Consider the following 21435-nt stretch of genomic DNA (forward strand, 5'->3'; position numbering starts at 1 on the left):
CAGCGTGCGCTTGACGGTGTGCGTCGGCTGGTTCGCGTGTGTGTGTGTGTGTGTGTGTGTGTGTGTGTGTGTGTGTGTGTGTGTGTGTGTGTGTGTGTGTGTGTGTGTGTGTGTGTTGTGTGTGTGTGTGTGTGTGTGTGCAGCCATTGCGCCGCATGCTCGGCATCGAGCCGCACGGAACGTCCGATCTTGATAAGGCGAAGCTCGCCTTCGGCGGCCTTGTTGTAGATGCTGGCGCGGCACAGGCCCGTCACGGGGCACTTCTGGCCGTTTCCGGGGAGCGGGATGAACCTGCCGGCATGGGGCGTGATAACCACTGGTCCTTCTCCATCGTCTCGGGTTGGTGCCGATGGACGGCAGTTGGACCACAGGCGAACCGGCCGCACGATGGTGTTTTAAGCTTCTCGGCGAAGATCGAATGCGAGGCCGCGCACCATCTGCTTTACCTGCGCTCCGTCCACGCTGGCGCCGAGCGTGATTGCCGCGAGGGTGGCAACCACGCCATGCAGCGGCGTGCCGAAAATCAGGCAAGCGCAACCCGACATGGTGACGATGAAGCCGCGCAGATCGGCGGCAGTGCGATGCCGCTCAACCCGAAGAAGGCATCCGGCATCGGCCTTCATGCCGCTGGCCTGCATCTCCGCATCATCGGTTGCCGTGGGCCATCCTTGCAGCGCCGTCCAGGCGGCTTGCTCGGCGAGATAGCACACGCCGGCCGCCTGCCGTTCGGCCGCCGTCGCGTTCGCCCTGCGAAGCCATTGCCCCGCCCGTGCCGGGAAGTGGAACACGGCAGGTTCGGCGCGGCTCATGCGGTGCAGTTCGCGCCATACGTCTTCCATGCGCGCATCGGTCCATATCGCTTTCACGATGCGCACCGCGTCCAATGCGTTGCCCCGCCCGGTCACTGCCTCGTTGCCGAGCATTGCACGTGCCGTGGGCGCGAAAGCCTCGCGGAAGGCGGAGGGCTGCATCACGCCCCCGCCTCCGCCGTCGCAGCGTCAGCATGAAGCCGATGCACGGTAGCCGGCGCCTTCTCGCAATACGCGGCCCAATCCGCCATCAACGTGCGGCGCTTCTCGAATAGGTCGCCACGCGCATACGCAGCTTCCGTCTTGTCGGCGACCACGTGCGCAAGCGCCATCTCGGCGACATGGACGGGATGCGATGATGCCTCGCCAGCCCAATCGCGAAACGTGCTTCGCGCCGTGCCATGCGCCGTCAGGTCCGCATGCCCCATGCGCTTCAATACCGCGCCAAGCGACATGTCAGAAAGCGGCGTGCCCTTCCGCATGCCAGGGAAGATCAGCGCATCTGGATCGGGCTTGCCGTCCGCCGGCAAAAGGCCGCGCAGCAATGCCACGGCGGCGGGCGCCAGCGGGACGCGGTGTTCACGCTTCCCCTTCATGCGGGCGGCCGGGATTTTCCAGTCGGCTGCGTCAAGGTCAATCTCGCGCCACGTCGCAAGGCGCACTTCGCTGGATCGCGACGCGCACAGAATGGCGAACTCCAAGGCGCGGGCGGACGTGCCTTCGCGCTCGCGCAACGCCTTCATGAACTCGGGGATGCGGCGCCAGTCCAGGGCGGCATGATGTTCAACTTTGGCGATTTGGCTACGCGCCTTGAGCACGAAGGCAAGATTGCCCTTCCACATCGCGGGGTTCGGACCCTCGCGCCATTTGCGGACGGTCGCGTAGTCCAACACGGCTTCGATGCGCCCCCGGAGCCGGCTCGCGGTTTCCGCCTTCGTCGTCCAGATCGGGCGCAGCGCCGCCAGGACGTGCGATGCCTCCACCGCCGCGACCGGCACGTCGCCGAAGTGCGGCAGGGCGTAGGTGGTCAGGGTCATGCGCCATTGCGCGATATGCTTCTCATTGGCGTCCGCCCGGTCTTCCACCTTGTCGGCAAGAAACGCTTCGACCGCCTGCGCGAAGGTGACGGCGCGTAGCTTGGCACGCTCGGCTTCGGCCGCCTCCGCCGCCTTCCGCGCGTCCCGATGCTCCAAGGGGTCTATGCCCTCCCGGACCATGCGAAGCAGCGAAGCCGCCTTCTCACGGGCTTCGGCGAGCGACAGGGGCGCACCCGAGACGGAACCGGGCGCCGAGCCTAGCCCCATCTCGCGCAGCTTCCCGCCCGGCATCGTGTATCGGAACAACCAGAACTTCACCAAGGGCGGCGCCTTGGCGTCCTTGGCCGGCTGGCGCCCGGCGGCAACCGCCCGCGCATCCTGCGGCGTCATGGTCCCCGCCCGCAGTCCTTCCATGGCGTCCCACGCGCGGGCCGCGCTCGCCTGTGCTTCCGCCCGCGTGCGGGGGCGGCCCGTGGTACCGGAGCCGTCCCCGGCCGCGTCTTCCTCCCGCAACACGGCGGGCCGCACCAACAGATAGAGGTTGCCCCCGGCGCCATACCGCTTCGGCTTGCCGCCGGGTCCGGGCTTGGCGTTCTGCACCGCTATCGCGGTCAACCCCTTGGCAATGCGAGGCATGGGCCGGTTCCTTCCACCGGAGGGGGCGACCGATCCGTTCCCCGATGCGTCCCCTAATACACCATCTGATAGCGGGTGCGCAATGGTGACGTGCGATAGACGCGCAGAACGTCGCCCGCACTAGCATATGCAGAACAAAACGTCGCTTTTTCAACAGGATAGAGGGGGATTGGGTAGGTCAAATAGCGACCGTTAGACGCTGGTGGCGCGTCTCGGATCGTCAGAAAATGGGGGCGTTGGCGGAGAGGGTGGGATTCGAACCCACGGTACAGTTGCCCGTACTTCGGTTTTCGAGACCGACCCGTTCGACCACTCCGGCACCTCTCCGCGCCGCCCGAACAGGCTTCGGCGCCGCGTATAGAGGTGGAATGCGCCGAGCGCAACGGGGGCAGGGGCGGTTCTGCGTTGACTCCCCGGGGGAGGGGTCGCTATATCCGGCGCCTCCCGGCGGATCCCCCAGGTGACGCCGCAAAGCCGCTCGCGGCCTCACAATCGACTTGATATAGCAGGCGTAACAATGACCTACGCAGTGATCCGCACGGGCGGCAAGCAGTACCGCGTCACCCCGAACGCCGTGCTGGTCGTCGAGAAGCTCGAGGCCGAAGCCGGCCAGACCGTGACCTTCCAGGACGTCCTCGTCCTCGGTGGCGAGTCCGGGCTGACGATCGGCGCCCCCACCGTGGCCGGCGCCTCGGTCACCGCCACGGTGATCGAGCAGACCCGTGGCGACAAGGTGATCGTCTTCAAGAAGCGTCGCCGCCAGAACAGCCGCCGCAAGAATGGCCACCGCCAGCACATGACCGTGCTGCGCATCGGCGACATCGCCGCGGCCTGATCCAGAAACACAGGAAAACCCCACCATGGCTCATAAGAAGGCTGGCGGTTCCTCCCGCAACGGTCGCGACTCCGCCGGCAAGCGCCTCGGCGTGAAGCTCTATGGCGGCCAGGCGGTGAAGTCCGGCTGCATCATCGTGACCCAGCGCGGCACCAAGATGCTGCCGGGCCGCAACGTGCTCGTCTCCCGCGACCATTCCATCCAGGCCGTGGCCGATGGCGTCGTGAAGTTCGACCGCAAGGCCGAGGGCCGCGTGATGGTCTCCGTGGACCCGCGCCCGGCGGCTGCCCCGGTGGCTGCCGAGTAACCACGCGCCCCCACCAACGGCTCGTCTTACCGGACGGGGGCCCTCGTGGCCCCCGTTCGTCGTTTCAGGGGTCCACTCCGATCCCGCATTCCCTCTCCAGGCTCCCGAACCGATGAAGTTCCTCGACGAAGCGAAGGTCTATCTGAAGGCAGGCGACGGCGGTGACGGCGTCGTGGCCTTCCGCCGCGAGAAATACATCGAGTTCGGCGGCCCGGATGGCGGCAATGGCGGCCGGGGCGGCGATGTGGTGGTCGAGGCGGTGGAGGGGCTGAACACCCTGATCGACTACCGCTACGCCCAGCATTTCCGTGCCCGCAAGGGCGGCAACGGCGCCGGTTCCGACCGCACCGGCGCGGGCAGCGAGGATGTGGTGCTCAAGGTCCCCGTCGGCACGGTGGTGCTGGACGAGGACAAGGAGACTGTCCTGGCCGACCTGACCGAGCCCGGCCAGCGCGCCACGCTCTGCCGCGGCGGCGATGGCGGCCATGGCAACGCGCACTACAAGACTTCGACCAACCGCGCGCCGCGCCGCGCCGACAAGGGCTATCCGGGCGAGGAGCGCTGGGTCTGGCTGCGTCTCAAGCTGATCGCCGATGCCGGGCTGGTCGGCCTGCCCAATGCGGGCAAGAGCACCTTCCTCGCCGCCGTTTCCGCCGCCCGGCCGAAGATCGCCGACTACCCCTTCACCACCCTGCATCCGCAGCTCGGCGTGGTGCGCCTCAACGCCTCCGAGGAATTCGTCCTGGCCGATATCCCTGGGCTGATCGAGGGCGCGGCGGAAGGGGCCGGCCTCGGCACCCGCTTCCTCGGCCATATCGAGCGCTGCGCCGTGCTGCTCCATCTGATCGACGGCACCCAGGCCGATCCGGTCGCCGCCTGGAAGACCGTGCGCGGGGAGCTGGAGGAATATGGCGGCGGGCTGACGGAGAAGCCCGAGATCCTCGCCCTCAACAAGACCGACGCCATGACGCCGCAGGCCCGCGCCTCCCGCGTCAAGGCGCTGGAGCGTGCCACCGGCCGCCCGGTCATGCTGATCAGCGGCGCGAGCGGCGAGGGCGTGCCGGAGGTCCTCCGCGCCCTGGCCGACGCCGTCGCCGCCGACCGGGCGGAGCGTACGGCATGATCGATCTCCGCAACGCCCGCCGCATCGTCGTCAAGGTCGGCTCCGCCCTGGTGGTGGACCCGGAGACCGCCGCGCCGCGCGAGGCCTGGCTGGCCTCCGTCGCCGCCGACCTCGCCGCGCTGCGCGAAAGCGGGGCCGAGGTCATCCTGGTCTCCTCCGGCGCCATCGCCCTGGCCCGCCGCGTCCTCGGCCTGACCCAGCCGCGCCTGAAGCTGGAGGAGAAGCAGGCCGCCGCCGCGGTCGGGCAGATCCGCCTCGCCGGCGCCTGGCAGGGCGTCTTCGCCGCCCATGGCATCGCCGCCGCGCAGCTCCTCCTGACCCTGGAGGACAGCGAGGACCGCCGCCGCTACCTGAACGCCCGCGCCACGCTCTCCACCCTGCTGGGCCTGGGCTGCGTGCCGGTGATCAACGAGAACGACACGGTCGCCACGGCGGAGATCCGCTTCGGCGACAATGACCGCCTCGCCGCCCGGGTGGCGGAGATGGTGCAGGCGGATGCCCTGGTCCTGCTCTCCGACATCGACGGCCTCTACACCGCCGATCCGCGCCGTGATCCGGAGGCGCGGCACCTGCCGGTCATCGAGCGCATCACCGACGAGATCATGGCCATGGGGGGCGAGCCGCCGCCCGGCTATTCCTCCGGCGGCATGCGCACCAAGCTTCTGGCCGCGAAGATCGCGACCGGCGCCGGCTGCGCCATGGCCATCGCGCTCGGCACCCGCCTGAACCCGCTCCGGCACCTGCTCGAAGGCGGCCGTTGCACCTGGTTCCTCCCGGCTCCCGAGGGCCGCAGCGCCCGCAAGGCCTGGATCGCCGGCAGCCTCGCCCCGCATGGCGCCGTCACGGTGGATGCCGGTGCCGTCCGCGCGCTGCGCAACGGCTCCTCCCTCCTCCCCGCCGGGGTGCGGGAGGTCTCGGGCAGCTTCACTCGCGGCGACCCCATCTCCGTCCGCGACGAATCCGGCCGCGAGGTCGCCCGTGGCCTGTCCGCCTATGACGCCGATGCGGCCCAGCGCATCGCCGGCCGCCACACCGACGAGATCGAGGCCATCCTCGGCCTGCGTGGCCGCGACGAGATCATCCACCGGGACGACCTGGTCCTGCTCTGACCACGGGCCCCGGGGGGGCTGCCTTTCCGGGACCCTCTCCGAATGGTTCGGCGTCAGCCGATGCCTGATCCACCCGGTGGCTGCCACCGCCGCGTTGCCTCATGCATAGGCATAGGGTCCGCCCCGCTCCAGCGCCCGCCGGTAGGCCGGCCGGGCGTGGATGCGCTCCAGGAACCGCGCCGGGTTCGGCTGTGCCTCGCCGAAGGGCGCGCGATGCGTCGCCGCCTCGATCGGGAAGCTCATCATGATGTCCGCCACCGTCATCTGCGGCCCGGCGAACCAGCCCGTCTCCGCCAGGGCATCATTCCAGTACTGCTTCATCCGCTCCAGCCCGGGCGCCACGAAGCCGTCGCGGATCTTCGCGAGCGCCGCCCCGGCCTCCGGCGGCACGCGCTCGGCGGCGCGGTTGAGCTGAAGCGTCATCACCAGGGGCGGCATGGCCGAGCCCTCGGCATGGTGCATCCAGTGCCGGCAGGGCCACCAGTGCGGCCCGTCCTTGGCCGGTTGGAGCCGTCCCCCGCCATGCCGGTCCAGGATGTACTCCACGATCGCCCCGGTCTCGGCCAGGACCATCCCGTCCTCCGTGAGGACCGGTGACTTGCCCAGCGGATGCACCGCCCGCAGCTCCGGCGGGGCCAGGATGGTCTGCGGGTCGCGCTCGTAGCGCTTCACCTCATAGGGCACCCCCAGCTCCTCCAGCAGCCAGAGCACCCGCTGGGACCGGGAATTGTTCAGGTGATGGATGGTCAGCATCGTGGCCTCCCTGCTGTGCGGCGCGGGGCAGGATAACGCGCCGGGGCGGCAGCCGTGCGGGCTGTTCCACGGAAAACGCCGCGCCGCCTCTTGTCCGGCCCGCCGGTTTTGGCTCTAAGACGTGCCCCCCTCGCCCCAGCGGAGCCCCGCCCATGTCCTCTCCCCATGCCGCCATGGGCCGTCCTGTCGTGGGCATCGACTTCGGCACCACCAACAGCGTCATCGCCACGCTGCAGCCGGACGGTTCCGTCGCTACCGCCCGCTATGCCGTGGGGCGGGAGGTGCTGGACACCTTCCGCTCCGTCCTATGCTTCTGGACGGAACACGGGGCCGCGGGCCGCGCCGCCACCCGGCATGCCGCTGGCCCCCGCGCCATCGAGGCGTATCTGGAGGACCCGCTCGCCAGCCGCCTGATCATGTCGATCAAGAGCTACCTGGCGCAGAGGAGTCTGATGGAGACACGGGTCTTCGGCCGTTCCTACGCGCTGGACCAGCTCGTCGGCCTGCTCCTCAACGGCCTCTTCGACTCGGCGGGCGGCCTGCCCGCCGGGGCCCATGTCGTCGCCGGCCGCCCGGTGCGCTTCGTGGGCGAGACGGCGGATGACGCGCTCGGCGAGGCCCGGCTGCGCGACGGCTTCCGCGCCGCCGGCCAGGGGCGGATCCAGGTGGCGCTGGAGCCCGAGGCGGCGGGCCACCGCTTCGCCAGCACCCTGGACGGCGCGGCCACCGTGCTGGTGGGCGATTTCGGTGGCGGCACCAGCGACTTCTCCATCCTGCGCTTCGAGCCCGGCCCGCCGCGCCGCGTCGCGCCGCTCGGCCATGCCGGCGTCGGCATCGCGGGCGATGCGCTGGACTACCGCATCATCGACCATGTGGTCTCGCCGCGCCTCGGCAAGGGCACGAGCTATGAGATCATGGGCAAGGACCTGCCCGTGCCGCCCGGCTGGTACGCCAATTTCGCCCGCTGGCACCGCCTCTCCCTGATGCGCGCCCCGCGCACCCTGCGCGAGATCGAGGAGGTCGCCCGCACCGCCGACCATCCCGAGCGCCTGCACCACCTGATCCGCTTCATCGAGGAGGAGGCGGGCTACGCGCTCTACCAGGCCGTCTCCGGCGCCAAGGCCGCACTCTCCCGCGCCCCCACCACCATGCTGCGCTTCGAGCATGAGGGTTTCCGGCTGGAGGAGGAGGTGGCCCGCGCCAATTTCGAGCGCTGGATCGCCCCGGAACTGGCCCAGTTCGAGGCGGCGGTGGACCGCGCCCTGGCCGATGCGGGCCTGCGGGAAGGGGAGGTGGACCGCGTCTTCCTCACCGGCGGCACCTCGCTGGTCCCGGCGGTGCGCCGGCTCTTCGAGCGCCGCTTCGGCCCGGAGCGGGTGGCGGGCGGCAGTGAGTTCGTCTCGGTGGCGGAGGGTCTCGCGCTGATCGGCGCCGAGGCGCAGGATAGATAGCGCCGGGGGAGGCACGCTCCCCCGCCCGAACGAACAGCCCGGAACGGGAAGAACCGCCATGAGCCAGATCCGCTTCGAGGATATCGACGCCGAGACGCCGAGCCGGGAAAGTCTCTCCGCGCGATACGCCGTCATCGAGGCGCTGCTGGGCCGTCCCGGCACCTCCGGCCATGCCGAGGCGCTGGAGGAATGGGACCGGCTGCGGCGCGAATACGAGACCTGGAACTCCCTGGTGCATCTGCGCTTCTCGCAGGACACCACCGATGAGGAGATCAGGGCGGCGCGCGAATATGCCGACGCCCTGGCCCCGGTCGCGACGGAGCATGAGGTTGCCGTCAAGCGCCGCCTCCTGGCCGAGCCCGACCGGCGTGCGCTGGAGCGTCTCGTCGGCGCCCATGCGCTGCGCCTGTGGGAAACCGACATCACCACCTTCGAGCCGGCGATCGCGAAGGATCTGGAAGAGGAGGCAAAGCTCGGTGCCCGCTACACCGCGCTACTCGCCTCCGCCCGCTTCGAGATCGGCGGCAAGTCGGTGAACCTGTCCGGCCTCACCCCCTATGCCGAGGACCTGGACCGCGATATCCGCCACCGTGCCGAACGCCTGCGCTGGAGCTTCTTCGAGGCGAATGCGAAGGAGCTGGACGCGATCTATGACGGGCTGGTGAAGCTGCGCCACGGCATGGCGCGCAAGCTGGGCTATGACAGCTACACGCCGCTCGCCTACCGCAACATGCGCCGGGTGGATTACGGACCGGCGGAGGTGGCCCGGTACCGGGAGCAGGTGGCGGAGCATGTCGTGCCCCTGGTGTCCCGCCTGATGGAGCGGCAGCGCCGCGAGAACGGGTGGGAGAGGCTGTATTTCTGGGACGAGGCGCTGGTCGATCCCCGGGGAAACCCCAAGCCCGCCGGCTGCCACGACCTGCTCGTGACCCGCGCCCAGGCGATGTTCGATGCGATGGACCCGCGCCTGGGCGCCTTCTACCGCCTGATGCACGAGGGCGGCTTCCTCGACCTCAAGAACCGTCCGGGCAAGGCGGGGGGCGGCTTCTGCACCTCTTTCCCCAGCTACGGCGTTCCCTTCATCTTCGCCAACTTCAACGGCACCAACCATGATATCGGCGTCTTCACGCACGAGATGGGGCACGCCTTCCAGAACTGGGAAAGCCGCGAGCAGCCGGGCATCGACTATCTCTGGCCGACCATGGAGGCTGCCGAGATCCACTCCATGGGCCTCGAATTCCTCACCTGGCCGCAGATGGAGAAGATGGTGGAACCCGGCGCCGCCGACCGCTTCCGCCGCCTGCACCTGATCACCTCGCTGGCCTTCCTGCCCTATGGCGTCTGCGTGGACCACTTCCAGCACGAGGTCTACGCCAACCCCGACGCCACACCGGCCGAGCGCCATGCGATCTGGCAGCGGCTGGAGAAGCTCTACATGCCCTGGACGGATTATGGCGACCTCGCCTATCCGGCCCGCGGCGGGCGCTGGCAGGCCAAGCACCACATCTACCGCTCGCCCTTCTACTACATCGACTACACCCTGGCGCTCTGCTGCGCGATGCAGCTCTGGGTGAAGTCCCGCCGCGACTATGCGGGCACGCTGGAAACCTATGTCGCCCTTTGCGGGCAGGGCGGCTCGGCCCCCTTCGGCGAGCTCGTCCGCTCCGCCGGCCTCGTCTCTCCCTTCGAGTCGGGCGCTTTGGCCGAGGTGGTGCGCGAGGCCGAGGCCGTGCTCGGGGCGTGACGGAGGCTCTCCCGGGGGAGGGGCGGCCCAAAGGCGCAGCGGTGGTTGCCGTGGTCGGCGCCGGCCCCGCCGGGCTCTTCGCCGCGGAATGCCTGGCCGGGGCGGGCTGTGCCGTCACGGTCTTCGACCGGATGCCGTCGCCGGCCCGCAAGCTGCTGATCGCCGGGCGCGGCGGCCTGAACCTGACCCATAGCGAGCCGCTGGACGCCTTCCTGCCCCGCTATGGCGAGGCCCGCGACTGGCTGGAGCCCGCCATCCGGGCCTTCCCGCCCGAGGCGCTGCGCCGCTGGTGCGAGGATCTGGGACAGCCGACCTTCACCGGCAGCAGCGGCCGCGTCTTTCCCACGGCCTTCAAGGCGGCCCCGCTGCTGCGCGCCTGGCTCCGCCGGCTGGAGGCCCGGGGCGTGCGACTTCGCCCACGGCATCGCTGGACCGGCTGGGACGGGCAGGGGAGGCTGCTCTTCGAGCCCGAGGGGGCGGATGCCTTCGCGTGGCGGGCCGATGCCACGCTCCTGGCCCTGGGGGGGGCCTCCTGGCCGCGCCTGGGTTCGGACGCCGCCTGGGTGCCGGTCCTGCGGGAGGCCGGGATCATCGTCTCGCCGCTCCGCCCCGCCAATGCCGGCTTCACCCTCGACTGGTCGCCCCTGTTCCGCGAGCGCGCCGCGGGCGAGCCACTGAAACGCGTCGCCCTGCATTTCGGGGGCCGCACGGTCCGGGGCGAGGCGGTCGTGACGGCCGAAGGGCTGGAAGGCGGCTTGTTCTACGCCCTCTCCGCCCCCTTGCGCGAAGCCATCGCCCTCTGGGGAGAGGCGGTGCCGCTGCTCGATCTGCGGCCGGACCTTCCGGCCGGGGATGTGCTGCGCCGGCTTTCCGCCCCACGCCGTGGGCAGTCCCTTTCCAACTTCCTGCGCAAGTCCCTGGGCCTGCCGCCGGTGGCGATCGGCCTGTTGCGGGAAGTGACGCGCGGCGCGCCGGAGAGACTGTCGGAACCGGCGCGGCTGGCGGAGCTGGTCAAGGCCCTCCCGCTGCGCCTGACGGGCATCCGGCCGATCGAACGCGCCATCTCCTCGGCGGGCGGCATTGCCCGGGAGGAGGTGGAGGCGGGCTTCATGCTCCGCCGCCGTCCTGGCGTCTTCGTGGCGGGCGAGATGCTGGACTGGGAGGCGCCGACCGGCGGCTACCTGCTCCAGGCCTGCTTCAGCACCGGCCGCGCGGCGGCGGAGGGGATGCTGCGCTGGCTGCGCGTGCCGGGGGCGGCATCATAAGGAGAGGAAAAAGGCGCGTGCGCCCCGTCCCCATCCGTAGATATGCTTCCATGCCCGCACCGTGACGATTCCCGCGGCCATGCGGGAAACCCATCCGCCATGTCGGCGCTCAAGGTTTCACAACGTTTCCGGAGACACCGAAGTGGGCATCATCTGGACCATCATCATCGGCTTCATCGTGGGCCTGATCGCCAAGTTCCTGATGCCTGGGCGTGACCCTGGCGGCTTCATCATCACCACGATCCTAGGTATCGTCGGCGCCGTGGTGGCCACCTATCTCGGCCAGGCCGTCGGCTGGTACGGACCAGGGCAAGGGGCCGGGTTCATCGCCTCCATCGTCGGCGCCATCATCGTTCTCTTCATCTACCGCATGGTGGCCCGGCGCTCGAACTCCCTCTGAAGGGACAGCCTCCAGGCTGATCGACCTTTGCACGAAGGAGCCGGCCTGGCCGGCTCCAGGAGTCCCCGCCGGATCGGCTGAGTCGGTCGGCGCCAGTGCTTCCCCGAAGGGCCTTCCGTCTTCGGGCCGGGTTCCGGCGGGCCGTTTCACCCCCGCCGGCGCCTCGCTTTCTCTCTCCGGTTTCTCCGGCAATCCATTCACGCAGCAGGCCGGCCGGTCCCGGCAGGGCCGTTCGCGGCCGCGGTGACATCAGCCCCACTTCCTCGCGCGCCCGTCCCGGCCAGGGATTTGGAATGCGGAGCACAGGTCGAGTACTCCGGGCATCTTGTGCCTACCTGCCGTGCAGCGACAAGAATACCACGCGCGCGAGCAGGATCGACCCGGCCGCAGGGAGGGATAGGACATGGTGATGCCAGGCACGGTGCCGATCCCGCGCTGCGGCGTGGCCACGGCCGGCGCCCCGCCTCATGCCCAGGCCATGCCGCCCTCGCTGAGGATGGCCCATCGCGAAAGCCGGATGGACATGCTCATGGCCGCCATCATCGCTCCTGCCGCGGGACCCTTTCCTGGATCGCCCTGACCCGGTTCCGGCGGCGCCGTTGCAGACCCCAGCACGCGGAGAGGCCCAGATGCACCAGTCCGAGGAAGGGATAAGTCCCGAGGCTCCCAGGTCCGCCATGCAGAGCTTCCTCGACGTGGTGGAAAGGATCGGCAACAGGGTTCCGAACCCGATCGTCCTGTTTCTCATCCTGATCGCCATCGTCGTCGTGCTGTCCCATCTCCTCGACATGGCCGGCGTCAGCGTCACCTATCTGGTCATCAACCCCGGGACGAACGACGTCGAATCGACGACCACGGCGGTGCGGAGCCTGCTGCGGGCCGACGGCATCCGCTTCATGGTCGAACGGATGATCCCGATCTTCCTGGGGTTCACCGCGCTGGGGCAGCTCTTCGTCGCCATGCTCGGCGTCGGCGTGGCCGAGGAAGCGGGATTGGTCGATGCGATGATCCGAAAGGTCGTGCGCGTCGCCCCGTACTGGGCACTGTGCTATATCCTCGTCTTCGTCGGCATCGTGTCGAGCATCGCCTCCAATGCCGGCTACCTCGTCCTGATCCCGCTGGCGGCCGTCGCCTTCCTCAAGGTCGGCCGGCATCCCATCGCGGGGCTGGCCGCGGGTTTCGCCGCCGTCGGCGGCGCCTTCTCGGTGAACATGTTCATCAAGCCCATCGATGCCGTCCTCGCCGAGATGACGAACGACGCCATCCGCCTGATCGATCCCAGCGTTTCCATCGGGCTGGCCTCGAACATCTGGTTCAGCATCGCCTCCACCCTGTTCCTGACCGTCGTGGTCACGCTCATCACCGAGCGGATCATCGAGCCCCGCCTCGGTGCCTATGGCGGGACGCTGCTGCCGGAGGGCGAGGGAGCCGCTGCCGCGACGGAGGAGACGGCACCGGCCAATGAGGCGCGCGGGCTGCGCTTCGCGCTCGTCGCCCTGGCGGCGGTGGCACTCCTCTTCGGGCTGCTGACCTTTCCGCCCGGAGCGGCGCTGCGCGATCCGGCCACCGGCGCGATCATCGGCAACACGCCCTTCATGAACGGCCTGGTGGTCATCATCGCCGTGGTCTTCCTGGCCTGCGGTGCCGCCTATGGCATCGGCGCGAGGACGATGAACGGTATCGGCGACGTCATCAAGGCGATGCAGAAGACGGTGACCGGACTGAGCGGCATGATGCTCGTCATGTTCTTCATCAGCCAGTTCGTCGCCTATTTCAACTACAGCAACATCGCGACGATCCTGGCCATCTCGATGTCCGATGTGCTGCAGACCACCCAGATCGGGCCGTTCTGGCTGCTCATCGGCTTCATCCTGGTCATCTGCGTGCTGGACCTGTTCATCACGGGCGCGGTCGCGAAATGGGCGATGCTGGCCCCCATCTTCGTGCCGCTTCTCATGCGGCTGGGCGTTCCGCCGGAGGCGGTACTGGCGGGGTACCGGATCGGCGATTCGGTGCCGAACATCGCCACGCCCATGCTGTCGATGTATGCGCTGATCCTGGGCTTCTTCCAGCGATACGACAGGAGCGCCGGTGTCGGAACAGTGCTCACACTGATGCTGCCCTACGTGATGTGGATGCTCGTCACCTGGCTGGGGCTTTTCACGCTCTGGTACTGGCTCGGCATTCCGTGGGGTGTGTGACGGGGGGGGTGACGGGCGAGATTCGGACACCGGCGTTCATGCCGGAACAACAGGAAGCGAGCCAGATCATGAGCAGCGCCACCGATTCCGCGGACATGGCCTTCGCCGAGGATCTCCTGATGCGGTTCCTGGAGATCGACGGCGTCACGGGCGAGGAGGGTGCAATCGCCGCCGCCGTCACCGAGGCGCTGAAGGCCGCCGGTGTGCCGGCTTCCGCCATCCGCCACGACAGTGCCCACAAGCGCATCCCCCTGCCGACAGAAACCGGCAACCTCATTGTCGACCTGCCCGGCACGCGGCCGGGGCCGCGCCTGCTTTTCTCGACACATCTCGACACGGTGCCGCTGTGCCGGGGCGCCAGGCCGCGACGCGAGGGGGACCATATCGTCTCCGACGGCACGACCGCACTGGGTGGCGACAACCGCACCGGCTGCGCCGTGCTGGTGACGCTGGCCCGGAGCCTGCTGGCGCAAGGGCTGCCCCACCCGCCCATCACCCTGCTCTTCACGGTCCGGGAGGAGAGCGGGCTGCATGGCGCGCGGGAACTCGATCCGGCGGATCTGGGCGGGGCGGTGATGGGCTTCAACGTGGATGGCACGCATGCCGCCAAGCTCACCATCGGCGCGGTCGGCCAGCAGAGCTGGGAGGTGGAGATCAAGGGCCGCGCGGCGCATGCCGGCGTCGCACCGGAGAAAGGCATCTCCGCCATCCTGGTGGCCTCTGTCGCTCTCGCCGAGGCCCATCGCGGCGGCTGGTTCGGCAAGGTGGTCAAGCCGGAAGGCCGGGGTTCCAGCAATGCGGGCGTGTTCGGCGGCAAGGATGGGAAGGCCGCCGGCGATGCGACCAACGTCGTCACGGACTATGTGCATCTCCTGGGCGAGGCGCGAAGCCCGGACGCCGCCTTCGCCGCCAGGATCGCGGAAGCCTATAGGGAGGCCTTCGCCAGGGCACAGGCGGAGATCACCGATGCCGAAGGGGCACAGGCCGAGATGAGGTTCGAGGCGAGGACCGCCTATCCGCCCTTCCAGTTGGAGGAGGACTCGCCCGCGGTGCTGCATGCGAGGAAGGCGGCGGAGTCGATTGGCCTGGAACCATACACCATCTCGTCCAACGGCGGACTGGACGCCAATTGGCTGGTCAAGCACGGTGTGCCGACCGTGACCTTCGGTGCCGGTCAGGCCGAGATCCACACGATCAAGGAATATGTGGATCTTTCGGAATTCGCCCTGGGCTGCCGCATGGCGGTGGCCCTGGCGACTCTGGCGGAGTCCGCCAGGGCTCCGGCCTTCTGAACACCTCCGTGGTGGGGCCGCCAGCCTCACCCATCCCAACAGGCCCGGACCTCCCGGCTCAGGCGTGCAGCCCGGGCGCCTCCTGCCCGGTCCGGGCCACATATTCGGTGTACCCGCCGTCATACCGGTGGATGCCTTCCGGCGTCAGCTCCAGCACGCGGTTGGACAGGGCGGCCAGGAAGTGCCGGTCATGCGAGACGAACAGCATGGTGCCCTCGTATTCCGACAGGGCCGCGATCAGCATCTCCTTGGTTGCCATGTCCAGGTGGTTGGTCGGCTCATCCAGCACCAGGAAGTTCGGCGGGTCGTAGAGCATGCGCGCCATCACCAGCCGCGCCTTTTCCCCGCCCGAGAGCACGCGGCACTTCTTCTCCACCTCGTCGCCGGAGAAGCCGAAGCATCCGGCCAGCGCCCGCAGCGAACCCTGTGCCGCCTGCGGAAAAGCATCCTCCAGCGACTGGAACACAGTGCGGTCGCCGTCCAGCAGCTCCATGGCATGTTGGGCGAAATAGCCCATCTTCACGCTGCCGCCGAGCGATACGGTGCCCTGGTCCGGCGCGGTGGCCCCCGCCACCAGCTTCAACAGCGTGGACTTGCCGGCGCCGTTGATGCCCAGCACGCAGCAGCGTTCCCGGCGACGGACGAGGAAGTCCAGTCCTTCGTAGATCACCTTGCTGCCGTAGCGCTTGTGCACGCCCTTCAGGTTCACCACGTCGTCGCCCGAGCGTGGCGCCTGGCCGAACTCGAACACCACGGTCTGGCGGCGCTTCGGAGGCTCGACGCGGTCGATCTTCTCCAGCTTCTTCACCCGGCTCTGCACCTGCGCGGCGTGGGAGGCGCGGGCCTTGAAGCGCTCGATGAAGTTGATCTCCTTGGCCAGCATCGCCTGCTGGCGCTCGAACTGCGCCTGCTGCTGCCGCTCGTTCATGGCACGCTGCTGTTCATAGAAGGCGTAGTCACCGGAATAGGAGTTCAGCGCGCCGCCATCGATCTCCACCACCTTGTTGATGATGCGGTTCATGAACTCGCGGTCGTGCGAGGTCATCAGCAAGGCACCGTCATAGCCCTTCAGGAACTGTTCCAGCCAGATCAGGCTCTCCAGGTCCAGGTGGTTGCTGGGCTCGTCCAGCAGCATCACGTCCGGCCGCATCAGCAGGATGCGCGCCAGCGCCACGCGCATCTTCCAGCCGCCGGACAGCTTGCCGACATCGCCCTCCATCATCTCCTGGCTGAAGCCGAGGCCCGCCAGCACCTCCCGCGCGCGGCCCTCCAGCGCATAGCCGCCCAGCTCCTCGAAACGCCCCTGCACCTCACCGAAACGCTCGATGATGGCATCGAGGTTCTCCGCCTGCTCCGGGTCCGCCATCGCGGCTTCCAGCACAGCCAACTCGGCCGCCACGGTGCTGACATCCCCGGCGCCGTCCATCACCTCCGCCACCGGGGTGCGGCCGGACATTTCCCCCACATCTTGGCTGAAGAAGCCGATGCTGACGCCACGATCCACCAGCACCTGGCCATCATCCGGTTGCTCCTGCCCGGTGATCATGCGGAACAGGGTGGTCTTCCCCGCGCCGTTGGGGCCGACCAGGCCCGCCTTCTCCCCACGCTGGAGTGCCGCCGAGGCCTCGATGAAGACAAGCTGCTGGCCGTTCTGCTTGCTGATGGAGTCAAGGCGGATCATGGGTACTCTGGGCCTGGGATGGGGGCGCCGCGCCGGCGCCCGTAGGAGCCGTCCGAGACCACATCCACAGACCGGCCGTCAACTGCCATCGGGGGGTGGCGGGGAGGGGGCTCTCCTGCCGGCTGCCTTATGCGCCCGGCAGGGTTGACGGCCCGGGCCCTGAGGGAGAAGGCGCACGAAACAGGAGAACCTCGGATGCCCCGCCCAGCCGCCCGCGAGGGCAGGATCGGCGCCTTCGCCGGCTTGCCGCAACATGATGCCGCCATCGCGGGGCCGGGTCACGCCGTGATGCCCCGTTGAGCCGGATGCCAGGAAAGACCGGCACCCGCCGGGTTCTGGTTGGCGCGGCGGTTCTGGGCTGCCTCGCGGTTCTGGTGCTGGCCGTGCTTCCTTCCGGGGAAAGAACAGGGAGGGCAGGCCGGGAAACCTCGCCCGATGAACCGGTGACGGCGCTGCTGGCGGATGCCGATCTTCAGGCCGGCGCCCGCCTGTTCCGCCAATGTGCAGCCTGCCACACCATCAGCCGAGGTGCGCCGGACCTCAATGGGCCGAACCTCCACGGTATCGTTGGCGCGCCCGTGGCGGGCAATCGCCCCCGCTACGGCTATACGCATGCATTGCGGGCGAAAGGCGGAAACTGGAGCGTCGAGCGGCTGGATGCCTGGCTGAAAGACCCCAGCGGCTTCGCGCCCGGTACACGCATGGTCATCCGGGGCCTGTCCGACGCACGCGCGCGAGCGGATCTGATCGCCTATCTTATCAGCCAGGGAGACAGGTGAAGGCCTGGCGCCAGAGCTGGGTGCGGGCCGGGCCTCACTTGCACCGCAAGGCGGCCCGGCCACCTCGCCGCGGGCAGCCAGACCTGGAAATGCAGGCCGCAGTCCATCGGAGATGTGGCTGCGGTTCCGCCGATCAGTCTCTGGAAAGAGCCTTACCGAGATTTCTTGTAGAGCTTGGTCGCGATCTCAAACATCTCCTCTGGTGCGTAGTCGGGCGTGAAGGCGGAAGGGACGCCGGTCAGCTGATGGATCTTGCCGCCCTCCGGCATGCCTTCCACCACCTCCAGCTCACCCGGCGGATCGCCCGGCAAAGCCTGCTCGCCATTGCCCCAGATGCCGGAAATCTCCTGATAGTCTTTCTCGCTCCACGTATAGAGCCGACGGTGTGATCCCTCCTGCAGGTACTTCTGGCATTCGGGGATCTTATCGAGCGGAATGTTGGGGGTCGGGAGGAATTTCTCCAGCTCCACGCCGGTGATCTGCTTGAGCGCCAGCGCATAGGCATGTGCATGGACGGAGCCCCGCACCAGCAGATAGCCGCAGACCTCCCGTCCCGTCGGGTCTGACAGGGTCTCATAGACGCGGAGCTTGTGCAGGCGCGCGCCACATTCCAGGTGGAAATTGTGCAGGAGATCGACCACCACATTGCCCGTGGTCGTCACCATGTCGGCATTCCACGACATGGAGTTGCTGTTCACCGGCATCGCGCCGCCGCCATTCGAGGCGAAGGAGGCAAAGGACCGGATATCCTTCATGGCCTCGAAGGGCGACATGGAGATGTCGCCGCCATTCCCCTTGTCCCCGCCGGGCTTGTCCGGCCCGTTCGCCAGCATCGCCACACCATTGCTGACCAGTTCGACATGGCCCAGCTCTTCCGCCGTGATGGAGGCCACAAGGGAGTAGAAAGGCTTGAGATTGTCCTTCGAGCGGAAATTGAAGCTCTGGAACATGTAGTTCCCGAGCGTGGACATCTCCCCGTACTTGCCGCCCAGCAGCTCCTGCAGGGCCGCAGCTGCGTTGGGATCCTGCCGCTTCGGAGCCGGAAGCTCAGCCTGAAGCTTATCAACGCGCATGAACATGGGGCGACCTCGTCAGGGATGGTGAGAACGGTAAACGTGGCCCTGAACAAAAGGATTAAAAACCGTAAAGAACTTTATCGTGACACTGATGGGAAGGCCGCGTGCCAACGGCCGAGGCGGACGCCGGTAGAGGGGTTCGGACTGGTCCCTTTGAGCCTGGCCGCGCCCATGGATGGCCGCGGCCTCCAGGACCGGCCGGCCTCGTCCGGCGCCTCCCGCTTCGGCATTCTCTACCCGGACCAGTAGCCAGCGTCTCAGGCATTTCAGGACTTCAGTGGGGAAGACCTCCCGGGTGATCTCCCTCTCTTCCCGGGAAGACCGAAAAGGCCCTTCCTGGCAGGTGTAAGGGCTGTTGCCAGATCATGCCAGGAATGAATAGGCTTCCATACAAGCCCGGCGAAACGGGAAAGCTAGGGAGGTCCGGAAGATGCGCCATGGCGTGAACGGAAACGCATGCCCGCATGGTGCCAACTGACCGATGGCGACAGTCGATATCCGCGATGTTCGCAAGAACTTCGGCAGCACGGCCATCCTCCATGGTGTCAATGTCGGTATCGAGGATGGCGAGTTCGTCGTCCTGGTCGGGCCGTCGGGCTGCGGCAAATCCACCCTGCTGCGCATGATCGCCGGGCTGGAGAACATCACCGGGGGCGAGGTGGCCATCGGCGGACGGGTGGTGAACAACCTGCCACCCAAGGACCGGGACATCGCCATGGTGTTCCAGAACTACGCCCTCTATCCCCACATGACGGTGCGGGACAACATGGCCTTCTCCATGTCGCTCGCGAAGGCGCCCAAGGATGTCATGGAGACCGAGGTGACGCGGGCCGCGCGGATCCTGGGTCTGGAGAAGCTGCTGGACCGCTATCCGCGCCAGCTTTCCGGTGGCCAGCGGCAGCGCGTGGCCATGGGCCGGGCCATCGTGCGCCACCCGCAGGTGTTCCTGTTCGACGAACCTCTGTCCAACCTGGACGCGAAACTGCGCGTGCAGATGCGGGCGGAGATCAAGGACCTGCACCAGCGGTTGAAGACGACGACCATCTACGTCACCCATGACCAGATCGAGGCCATGACCATGGCCGACAAGATCGTGGTCATGCACGGCGGGCACGTGGAACAGATCGGCGCGCCGCTGGAACTCTACGACCGCCCGGCCAATGCCTTCGTGGCGGGCTTCATCGGCTCTCCGGCCATGAACCTGTTGTCGGGCATCCTGCGCGACGGCGCCTTCCATCCCGAGGGCGGGGCTGCCCCCTGGCCCCTGCCGCCGGGCCTGGGCGCCGCCGAGGGGGAGCGCGTGATCTATGGCATCCGGCCGGAACATCTGGAACTGGCCACGTCCGGTGTGCCACTGGTGCTGACGCTCATCGAACCCACGGGCTCCGAGACCCAGGTCAGCGGGCGCAGCGGCACGGCGCAGGTAGTGGGCGCCTTCCGGGAACGCATCTCCGCCCGGGTGGGGGAGACCATTCACGTGCAGCCGGACCCGTCGCAGGTGCATCTGTTCCATGGGGATACGGGACAGCGCCTCAACAGGTGACTTCACAGAGGGCGCCATAGAAGAACCGCGCCCCAGCGAGGAGGATGACAAGAATGTACGACCTGACCCGACGTGGAGCCTTGTCTGTCGGAGCCGGCGCGCTGGCGGCCGGCCTGCTGCCGGGCGCGCGCGCCCGCGCGGCCATTCCCATGGCCAATGTCCAGCCGCCGAATATGAAGATCGAGAGCGGTGCGGCGTTGCGTGTGCTGCGCCCGACCAAGTTCGTGGATGCCGACGAGACCATCTTCCGCGAAAACACCGCGAAGTTCACGCAGCAGACCGGCGTGCAGGTGCGCGTCGATTTCGCCGGCTGGGAGGATCTGCGCCCGCAGACGGCCGTCGCCGCCAATACCGGTGCCGGCCCGGATGTCGTGGTGGCCTGGGCCGATGACCCGCATATCTATTCCGACAAGGTGCTGGACCTGACGGAACTGGCCAACTACCTCGGCCAGAAATACGGCGGCTGGCTGGCCCTGCCCAAGCGCTTCGGCCAGAAGTGGGGAACGAATCAGTGGATCGCCCTGCCGATGGGCGGCTCCGGCGGCCCCTGCGTCTATCGCATCTCCTGGCTGAAGGAAGCGGGCTTCGATAAGCTGCCTTCCGACCATGCCGGCTTCCTCAAGGCCTGCCAGGCTTTGAAGAAGAATGGCCATCCGGCGGGCTTCGCGCTGGGCAATGCCGTGGGCGACGGCAATGCCTATTGCAACTGGCTGCTCTGGAGCCATGGCGGCATGGTGGTGGACGAGCAGGGCAAGGTCGCCATCAACAGCCCCGAGACCATCAACGCGCTGAAATACGCCAAGGAACTGTACCAGACCTTCATCCCCGGCACGCTGTCCTGGGGTGACGTCAACAACAACCGCGCCTATGCGGCGGGCGAGATCGGGCTGACGCAGAACGGCGTCTCCATGTACTTCTCGCTGAAGAACGATCCGAAGACCGCCGCCATCGCCGAGGATACGGGCATGGACCGCATGCCCTTCACATCGGATGGCAGGATGGCGGAGAATGTGCTGCTGCTGAACGCGCTGGTCTTCAAGCACAGCCGCTATCCCAACGCCGCGAAGGAGTACCTGCGCTTCATGATGGAAGCGGAGCAGTATGACCGCTGGCTGGTCGGCTGCGGCGGCTACTGGTCCCATCCGCTTGCCGCCTATGCCGAGAGCGAGGTCTGGAAGAGCGACCCGAAACTTGCCGTCTATCGCGATACCAATACGGTGGAATTCTGGTCAGGCTACAAGGGGCCGATCAGCGCCGCCTCCGGCGCCGTCGCGGCCGATTATGTGGTGGTGCAGATGTTCGCGGCCGCCTCCTCCGGCCAGGCGACGCCGGAGGAAGCGGTGCGCGAAGCCGAGCGCCGTGCACGCCGCTATTACCGCTGAGCCGAGCGGCCA

The 21435-nt window shown here is 68.1% G+C and carries 18 protein-coding genes and 1 tRNA gene; 13 read left to right on the forward strand and 6 right to left on the reverse strand.

From position 1 onward, the window contains the following. Window positions 1-395 precede the first annotated feature (395 nt). The 3 genes from MVG78_RS06110 to MVG78_RS06120 all read right to left on the reverse strand — a co-directional run bounded on the left by MVG78_RS06110 (window position 396) and on the right by MVG78_RS06120 (window position 2809). The gene (locus MVG78_RS06110) at window positions 396-971 is read right to left on the reverse strand and encodes a hypothetical protein (RefSeq protein WP_247559102.1); all 576 of its coding nucleotides are present in this window, start codon (window positions 969-971) and stop codon (window positions 396-398) included. Next, window positions 971-2482, reverse strand: a complete 1512-nt coding sequence (locus MVG78_RS06115) for a tyrosine-type recombinase/integrase (RefSeq protein ID WP_247559104.1) — start codon at window positions 2480-2482, stop codon at window positions 971-973. Before MVG78_RS06115 ends, MVG78_RS06110 begins: the two co-directional genes overlap by 1 nt. A gap of 237 nt (window positions 2483-2719) precedes the next feature. Continuing rightward, window positions 2720-2809, reverse strand: a tRNA-Ser gene (locus MVG78_RS06120). A 190-nt stretch (window positions 2810-2999) separates the two neighbouring features. Here MVG78_RS06120 and rplU point away from each other — a divergent pair. From rplU to proB, 4 genes are all read left to right on the forward strand, one after another. After that, window positions 3000-3317, forward strand: a complete 318-nt coding sequence (gene rplU, locus MVG78_RS06125) for a 50S ribosomal protein L21 (protein ID WP_027282736.1) — start codon at window positions 3000-3002, stop codon at window positions 3315-3317. Window positions 3318-3342: 25 nt separating this feature from the next. Beyond that, window positions 3343-3624 carry a 50S ribosomal protein L27 gene (gene rpmA / locus MVG78_RS06130; protein ID WP_027282735.1) on the forward strand — a complete coding sequence of 94 codons (282 nt, stop codon included), beginning with the start codon at window positions 3343-3345 and terminating at the stop codon, window positions 3622-3624. Between the two features lie 112 nt (window positions 3625-3736). Then, window positions 3737-4747, forward strand: coding sequence for a GTPase ObgE (gene obgE, locus MVG78_RS06135; protein WP_027282734.1), 1011 nt, complete (start codon window positions 3737-3739; stop codon window positions 4745-4747). Beyond that, window positions 4744-5856: a glutamate 5-kinase gene (gene proB, locus MVG78_RS06140; RefSeq protein WP_247559107.1), complete on the forward strand. Its 1113-nt coding sequence runs from the start codon at window positions 4744-4746 to the stop codon at window positions 5854-5856. Before obgE ends, proB begins: the two co-directional genes overlap by 4 nt. Window positions 5857-5955: 99 nt before the next feature. Here the strand turns inward: proB and MVG78_RS06145 are convergent, their stop codons facing one another. After that, window positions 5956-6609, reverse strand: coding sequence for a glutathione S-transferase family protein (locus MVG78_RS06145; RefSeq protein ID WP_247559109.1), 654 nt, complete (start codon window positions 6607-6609; stop codon window positions 5956-5958). Window positions 6610-6761: 152 nt separating this feature from the next. On the opposite strand from MVG78_RS06145, the gene MVG78_RS06150 reads away from it, so the two are divergent. From MVG78_RS06150 to MVG78_RS06175, 6 genes are all read left to right on the forward strand, one after another. Continuing rightward, entirely contained in the window at window positions 6762-8060 is a 1299-nt protein-coding gene (locus MVG78_RS06150) for an Hsp70 family protein (protein ID WP_247559111.1), read from the forward strand. A gap of 58 nt (window positions 8061-8118) precedes the next feature. After that, a complete protein-coding gene (locus MVG78_RS06155; RefSeq protein WP_247559112.1) occupies window positions 8119-9804 on the forward strand; it encodes a M3 family oligoendopeptidase in 1686 nt (561 codons plus the stop codon). 50 nt (window positions 9805-9854) lie between these two features. Continuing rightward, complete coding sequence (locus MVG78_RS06160; protein ID WP_247560324.1) at window positions 9855-11069, forward strand: TIGR03862 family flavoprotein; 1215 nt, start codon at window positions 9855-9857, stop codon at window positions 11067-11069. A 142-nt stretch (window positions 11070-11211) separates the two neighbouring features. After that, window positions 11212-11469, forward strand: coding sequence for a GlsB/YeaQ/YmgE family stress response membrane protein (locus MVG78_RS06165; protein ID WP_247559114.1), 258 nt, complete (start codon window positions 11212-11214; stop codon window positions 11467-11469). A gap of 629 nt (window positions 11470-12098) precedes the next feature. Then, window positions 12099-13670 (forward strand): AbgT family transporter, encoded by a 1572-nt coding sequence (locus MVG78_RS06170; RefSeq protein ID WP_247559116.1) that lies wholly within the window; start codon window positions 12099-12101, stop codon window positions 13668-13670. 68 nt (window positions 13671-13738) lie between these two features. Further along, a complete protein-coding gene (locus MVG78_RS06175) occupies window positions 13739-14962 on the forward strand; it encodes a M20/M25/M40 family metallo-hydrolase (protein ID WP_247559118.1) in 1224 nt (407 codons plus the stop codon). A gap of 58 nt (window positions 14963-15020) precedes the next feature. On the opposite strand, the gene MVG78_RS06180 is transcribed toward MVG78_RS06175, so the two are convergent. Next, on the reverse strand, window positions 15021-16643 hold the full coding sequence (locus MVG78_RS06180) for an ABC-F family ATP-binding cassette domain-containing protein (RefSeq protein ID WP_247559120.1): 1623 nt from the start codon (window positions 16641-16643) through the stop codon (window positions 15021-15023). A 305-nt stretch (window positions 16644-16948) separates the two neighbouring features. On the opposite strand from MVG78_RS06180, the gene MVG78_RS06185 reads away from it, so the two are divergent. Beyond that, the gene (locus MVG78_RS06185; RefSeq protein WP_247560326.1) at window positions 16949-17422 is read left to right on the forward strand and encodes a c-type cytochrome; all 474 of its coding nucleotides are present in this window, start codon (window positions 16949-16951) and stop codon (window positions 17420-17422) included. A gap of 152 nt (window positions 17423-17574) precedes the next feature. Here the strand turns inward: MVG78_RS06185 and MVG78_RS06190 are convergent, their stop codons facing one another. Next, window positions 17575-18501 (reverse strand): manganese catalase family protein, encoded by a 927-nt coding sequence (locus tag MVG78_RS06190; RefSeq protein ID WP_247559121.1) that lies wholly within the window; start codon window positions 18499-18501, stop codon window positions 17575-17577. Window positions 18502-18979: 478 nt separating this feature from the next. Between MVG78_RS06190 and MVG78_RS06195 the strand changes: the two genes are divergently transcribed. Continuing rightward, window positions 18980-20041, forward strand: coding sequence for an ABC transporter ATP-binding protein (locus MVG78_RS06195; protein ID WP_247559122.1), 1062 nt, complete (start codon window positions 18980-18982; stop codon window positions 20039-20041). A 53-nt stretch (window positions 20042-20094) separates the two neighbouring features. After that, entirely contained in the window at window positions 20095-21423 is a 1329-nt protein-coding gene (locus MVG78_RS06200; RefSeq protein ID WP_247559124.1) for an ABC transporter substrate-binding protein, read from the forward strand. Window positions 21424-21435: the final 12 nt, after the last annotated feature.

It is taken from the genome of Roseomonas gilardii subsp. gilardii (assembly GCF_023078375.1).
In the GTDB taxonomy this organism is placed as follows: Bacteria; Pseudomonadota; Alphaproteobacteria; order Acetobacterales; family Acetobacteraceae; genus Roseomonas; species Roseomonas gilardii.

Excerpts from the sequence above, each read along its gene's own strand:
- MVG78_RS06155 (WP_247559112.1), top strand. The coding sequence starts at position 8,119 with ATGAGCCAGATCCGCTTCGAGGATATCGACGCCGAGACGCCGAGCCGG.
- MVG78_RS06145 (WP_247559109.1), bottom strand. The coding sequence starts at position 6,609 with ATGCTGACCATCCATCACCTGAACAATTCCCGGTCCCAGCGGGTGCTC.
- MVG78_RS06180 (WP_247559120.1), bottom strand. The coding sequence starts at position 16,643 with ATGATCCGCCTTGACTCCATCAGCAAGCAGAACGGCCAGCAGCTTGTC.
- rplU (WP_027282736.1), top strand. The coding sequence starts at position 3,000 with ATGACCTACGCAGTGATCCGCACGGGCGGCAAGCAGTACCGCGTCACC.
- MVG78_RS06185 (WP_247560326.1), top strand. The coding sequence starts at position 16,949 with ATGCCAGGAAAGACCGGCACCCGCCGGGTTCTGGTTGGCGCGGCGGTT.
- obgE (WP_027282734.1), top strand. The coding sequence starts at position 3,737 with ATGAAGTTCCTCGACGAAGCGAAGGTCTATCTGAAGGCAGGCGACGGC.
- MVG78_RS06200 (WP_247559124.1), top strand. The coding sequence starts at position 20,095 with ATGTACGACCTGACCCGACGTGGAGCCTTGTCTGTCGGAGCCGGCGCG.
- MVG78_RS06175 (WP_247559118.1), top strand. The coding sequence starts at position 13,739 with ATGAGCAGCGCCACCGATTCCGCGGACATGGCCTTCGCCGAGGATCTC.
- MVG78_RS06170 (WP_247559116.1), top strand. The coding sequence starts at position 12,099 with ATGCACCAGTCCGAGGAAGGGATAAGTCCCGAGGCTCCCAGGTCCGCC.
- MVG78_RS06195 (WP_247559122.1), top strand. The coding sequence starts at position 18,980 with ATGGCGACAGTCGATATCCGCGATGTTCGCAAGAACTTCGGCAGCACG.
- proB (WP_247559107.1), top strand. The coding sequence starts at position 4,744 with ATGATCGATCTCCGCAACGCCCGCCGCATCGTCGTCAAGGTCGGCTCC.
- MVG78_RS06115 (WP_247559104.1), bottom strand. The coding sequence starts at position 2,482 with ATGCCTCGCATTGCCAAGGGGTTGACCGCGATAGCGGTGCAGAACGCC.
- MVG78_RS06110 (WP_247559102.1), bottom strand. The coding sequence starts at position 971 with ATGCAGCCCTCCGCCTTCCGCGAGGCTTTCGCGCCCACGGCACGTGCA.
- rpmA (WP_027282735.1), top strand. The coding sequence starts at position 3,343 with ATGGCTCATAAGAAGGCTGGCGGTTCCTCCCGCAACGGTCGCGACTCC.
- MVG78_RS06150 (WP_247559111.1), top strand. The coding sequence starts at position 6,762 with ATGTCCTCTCCCCATGCCGCCATGGGCCGTCCTGTCGTGGGCATCGAC.
- MVG78_RS06190 (WP_247559121.1), bottom strand. The coding sequence starts at position 18,501 with ATGTTCATGCGCGTTGATAAGCTTCAGGCTGAGCTTCCGGCTCCGAAG.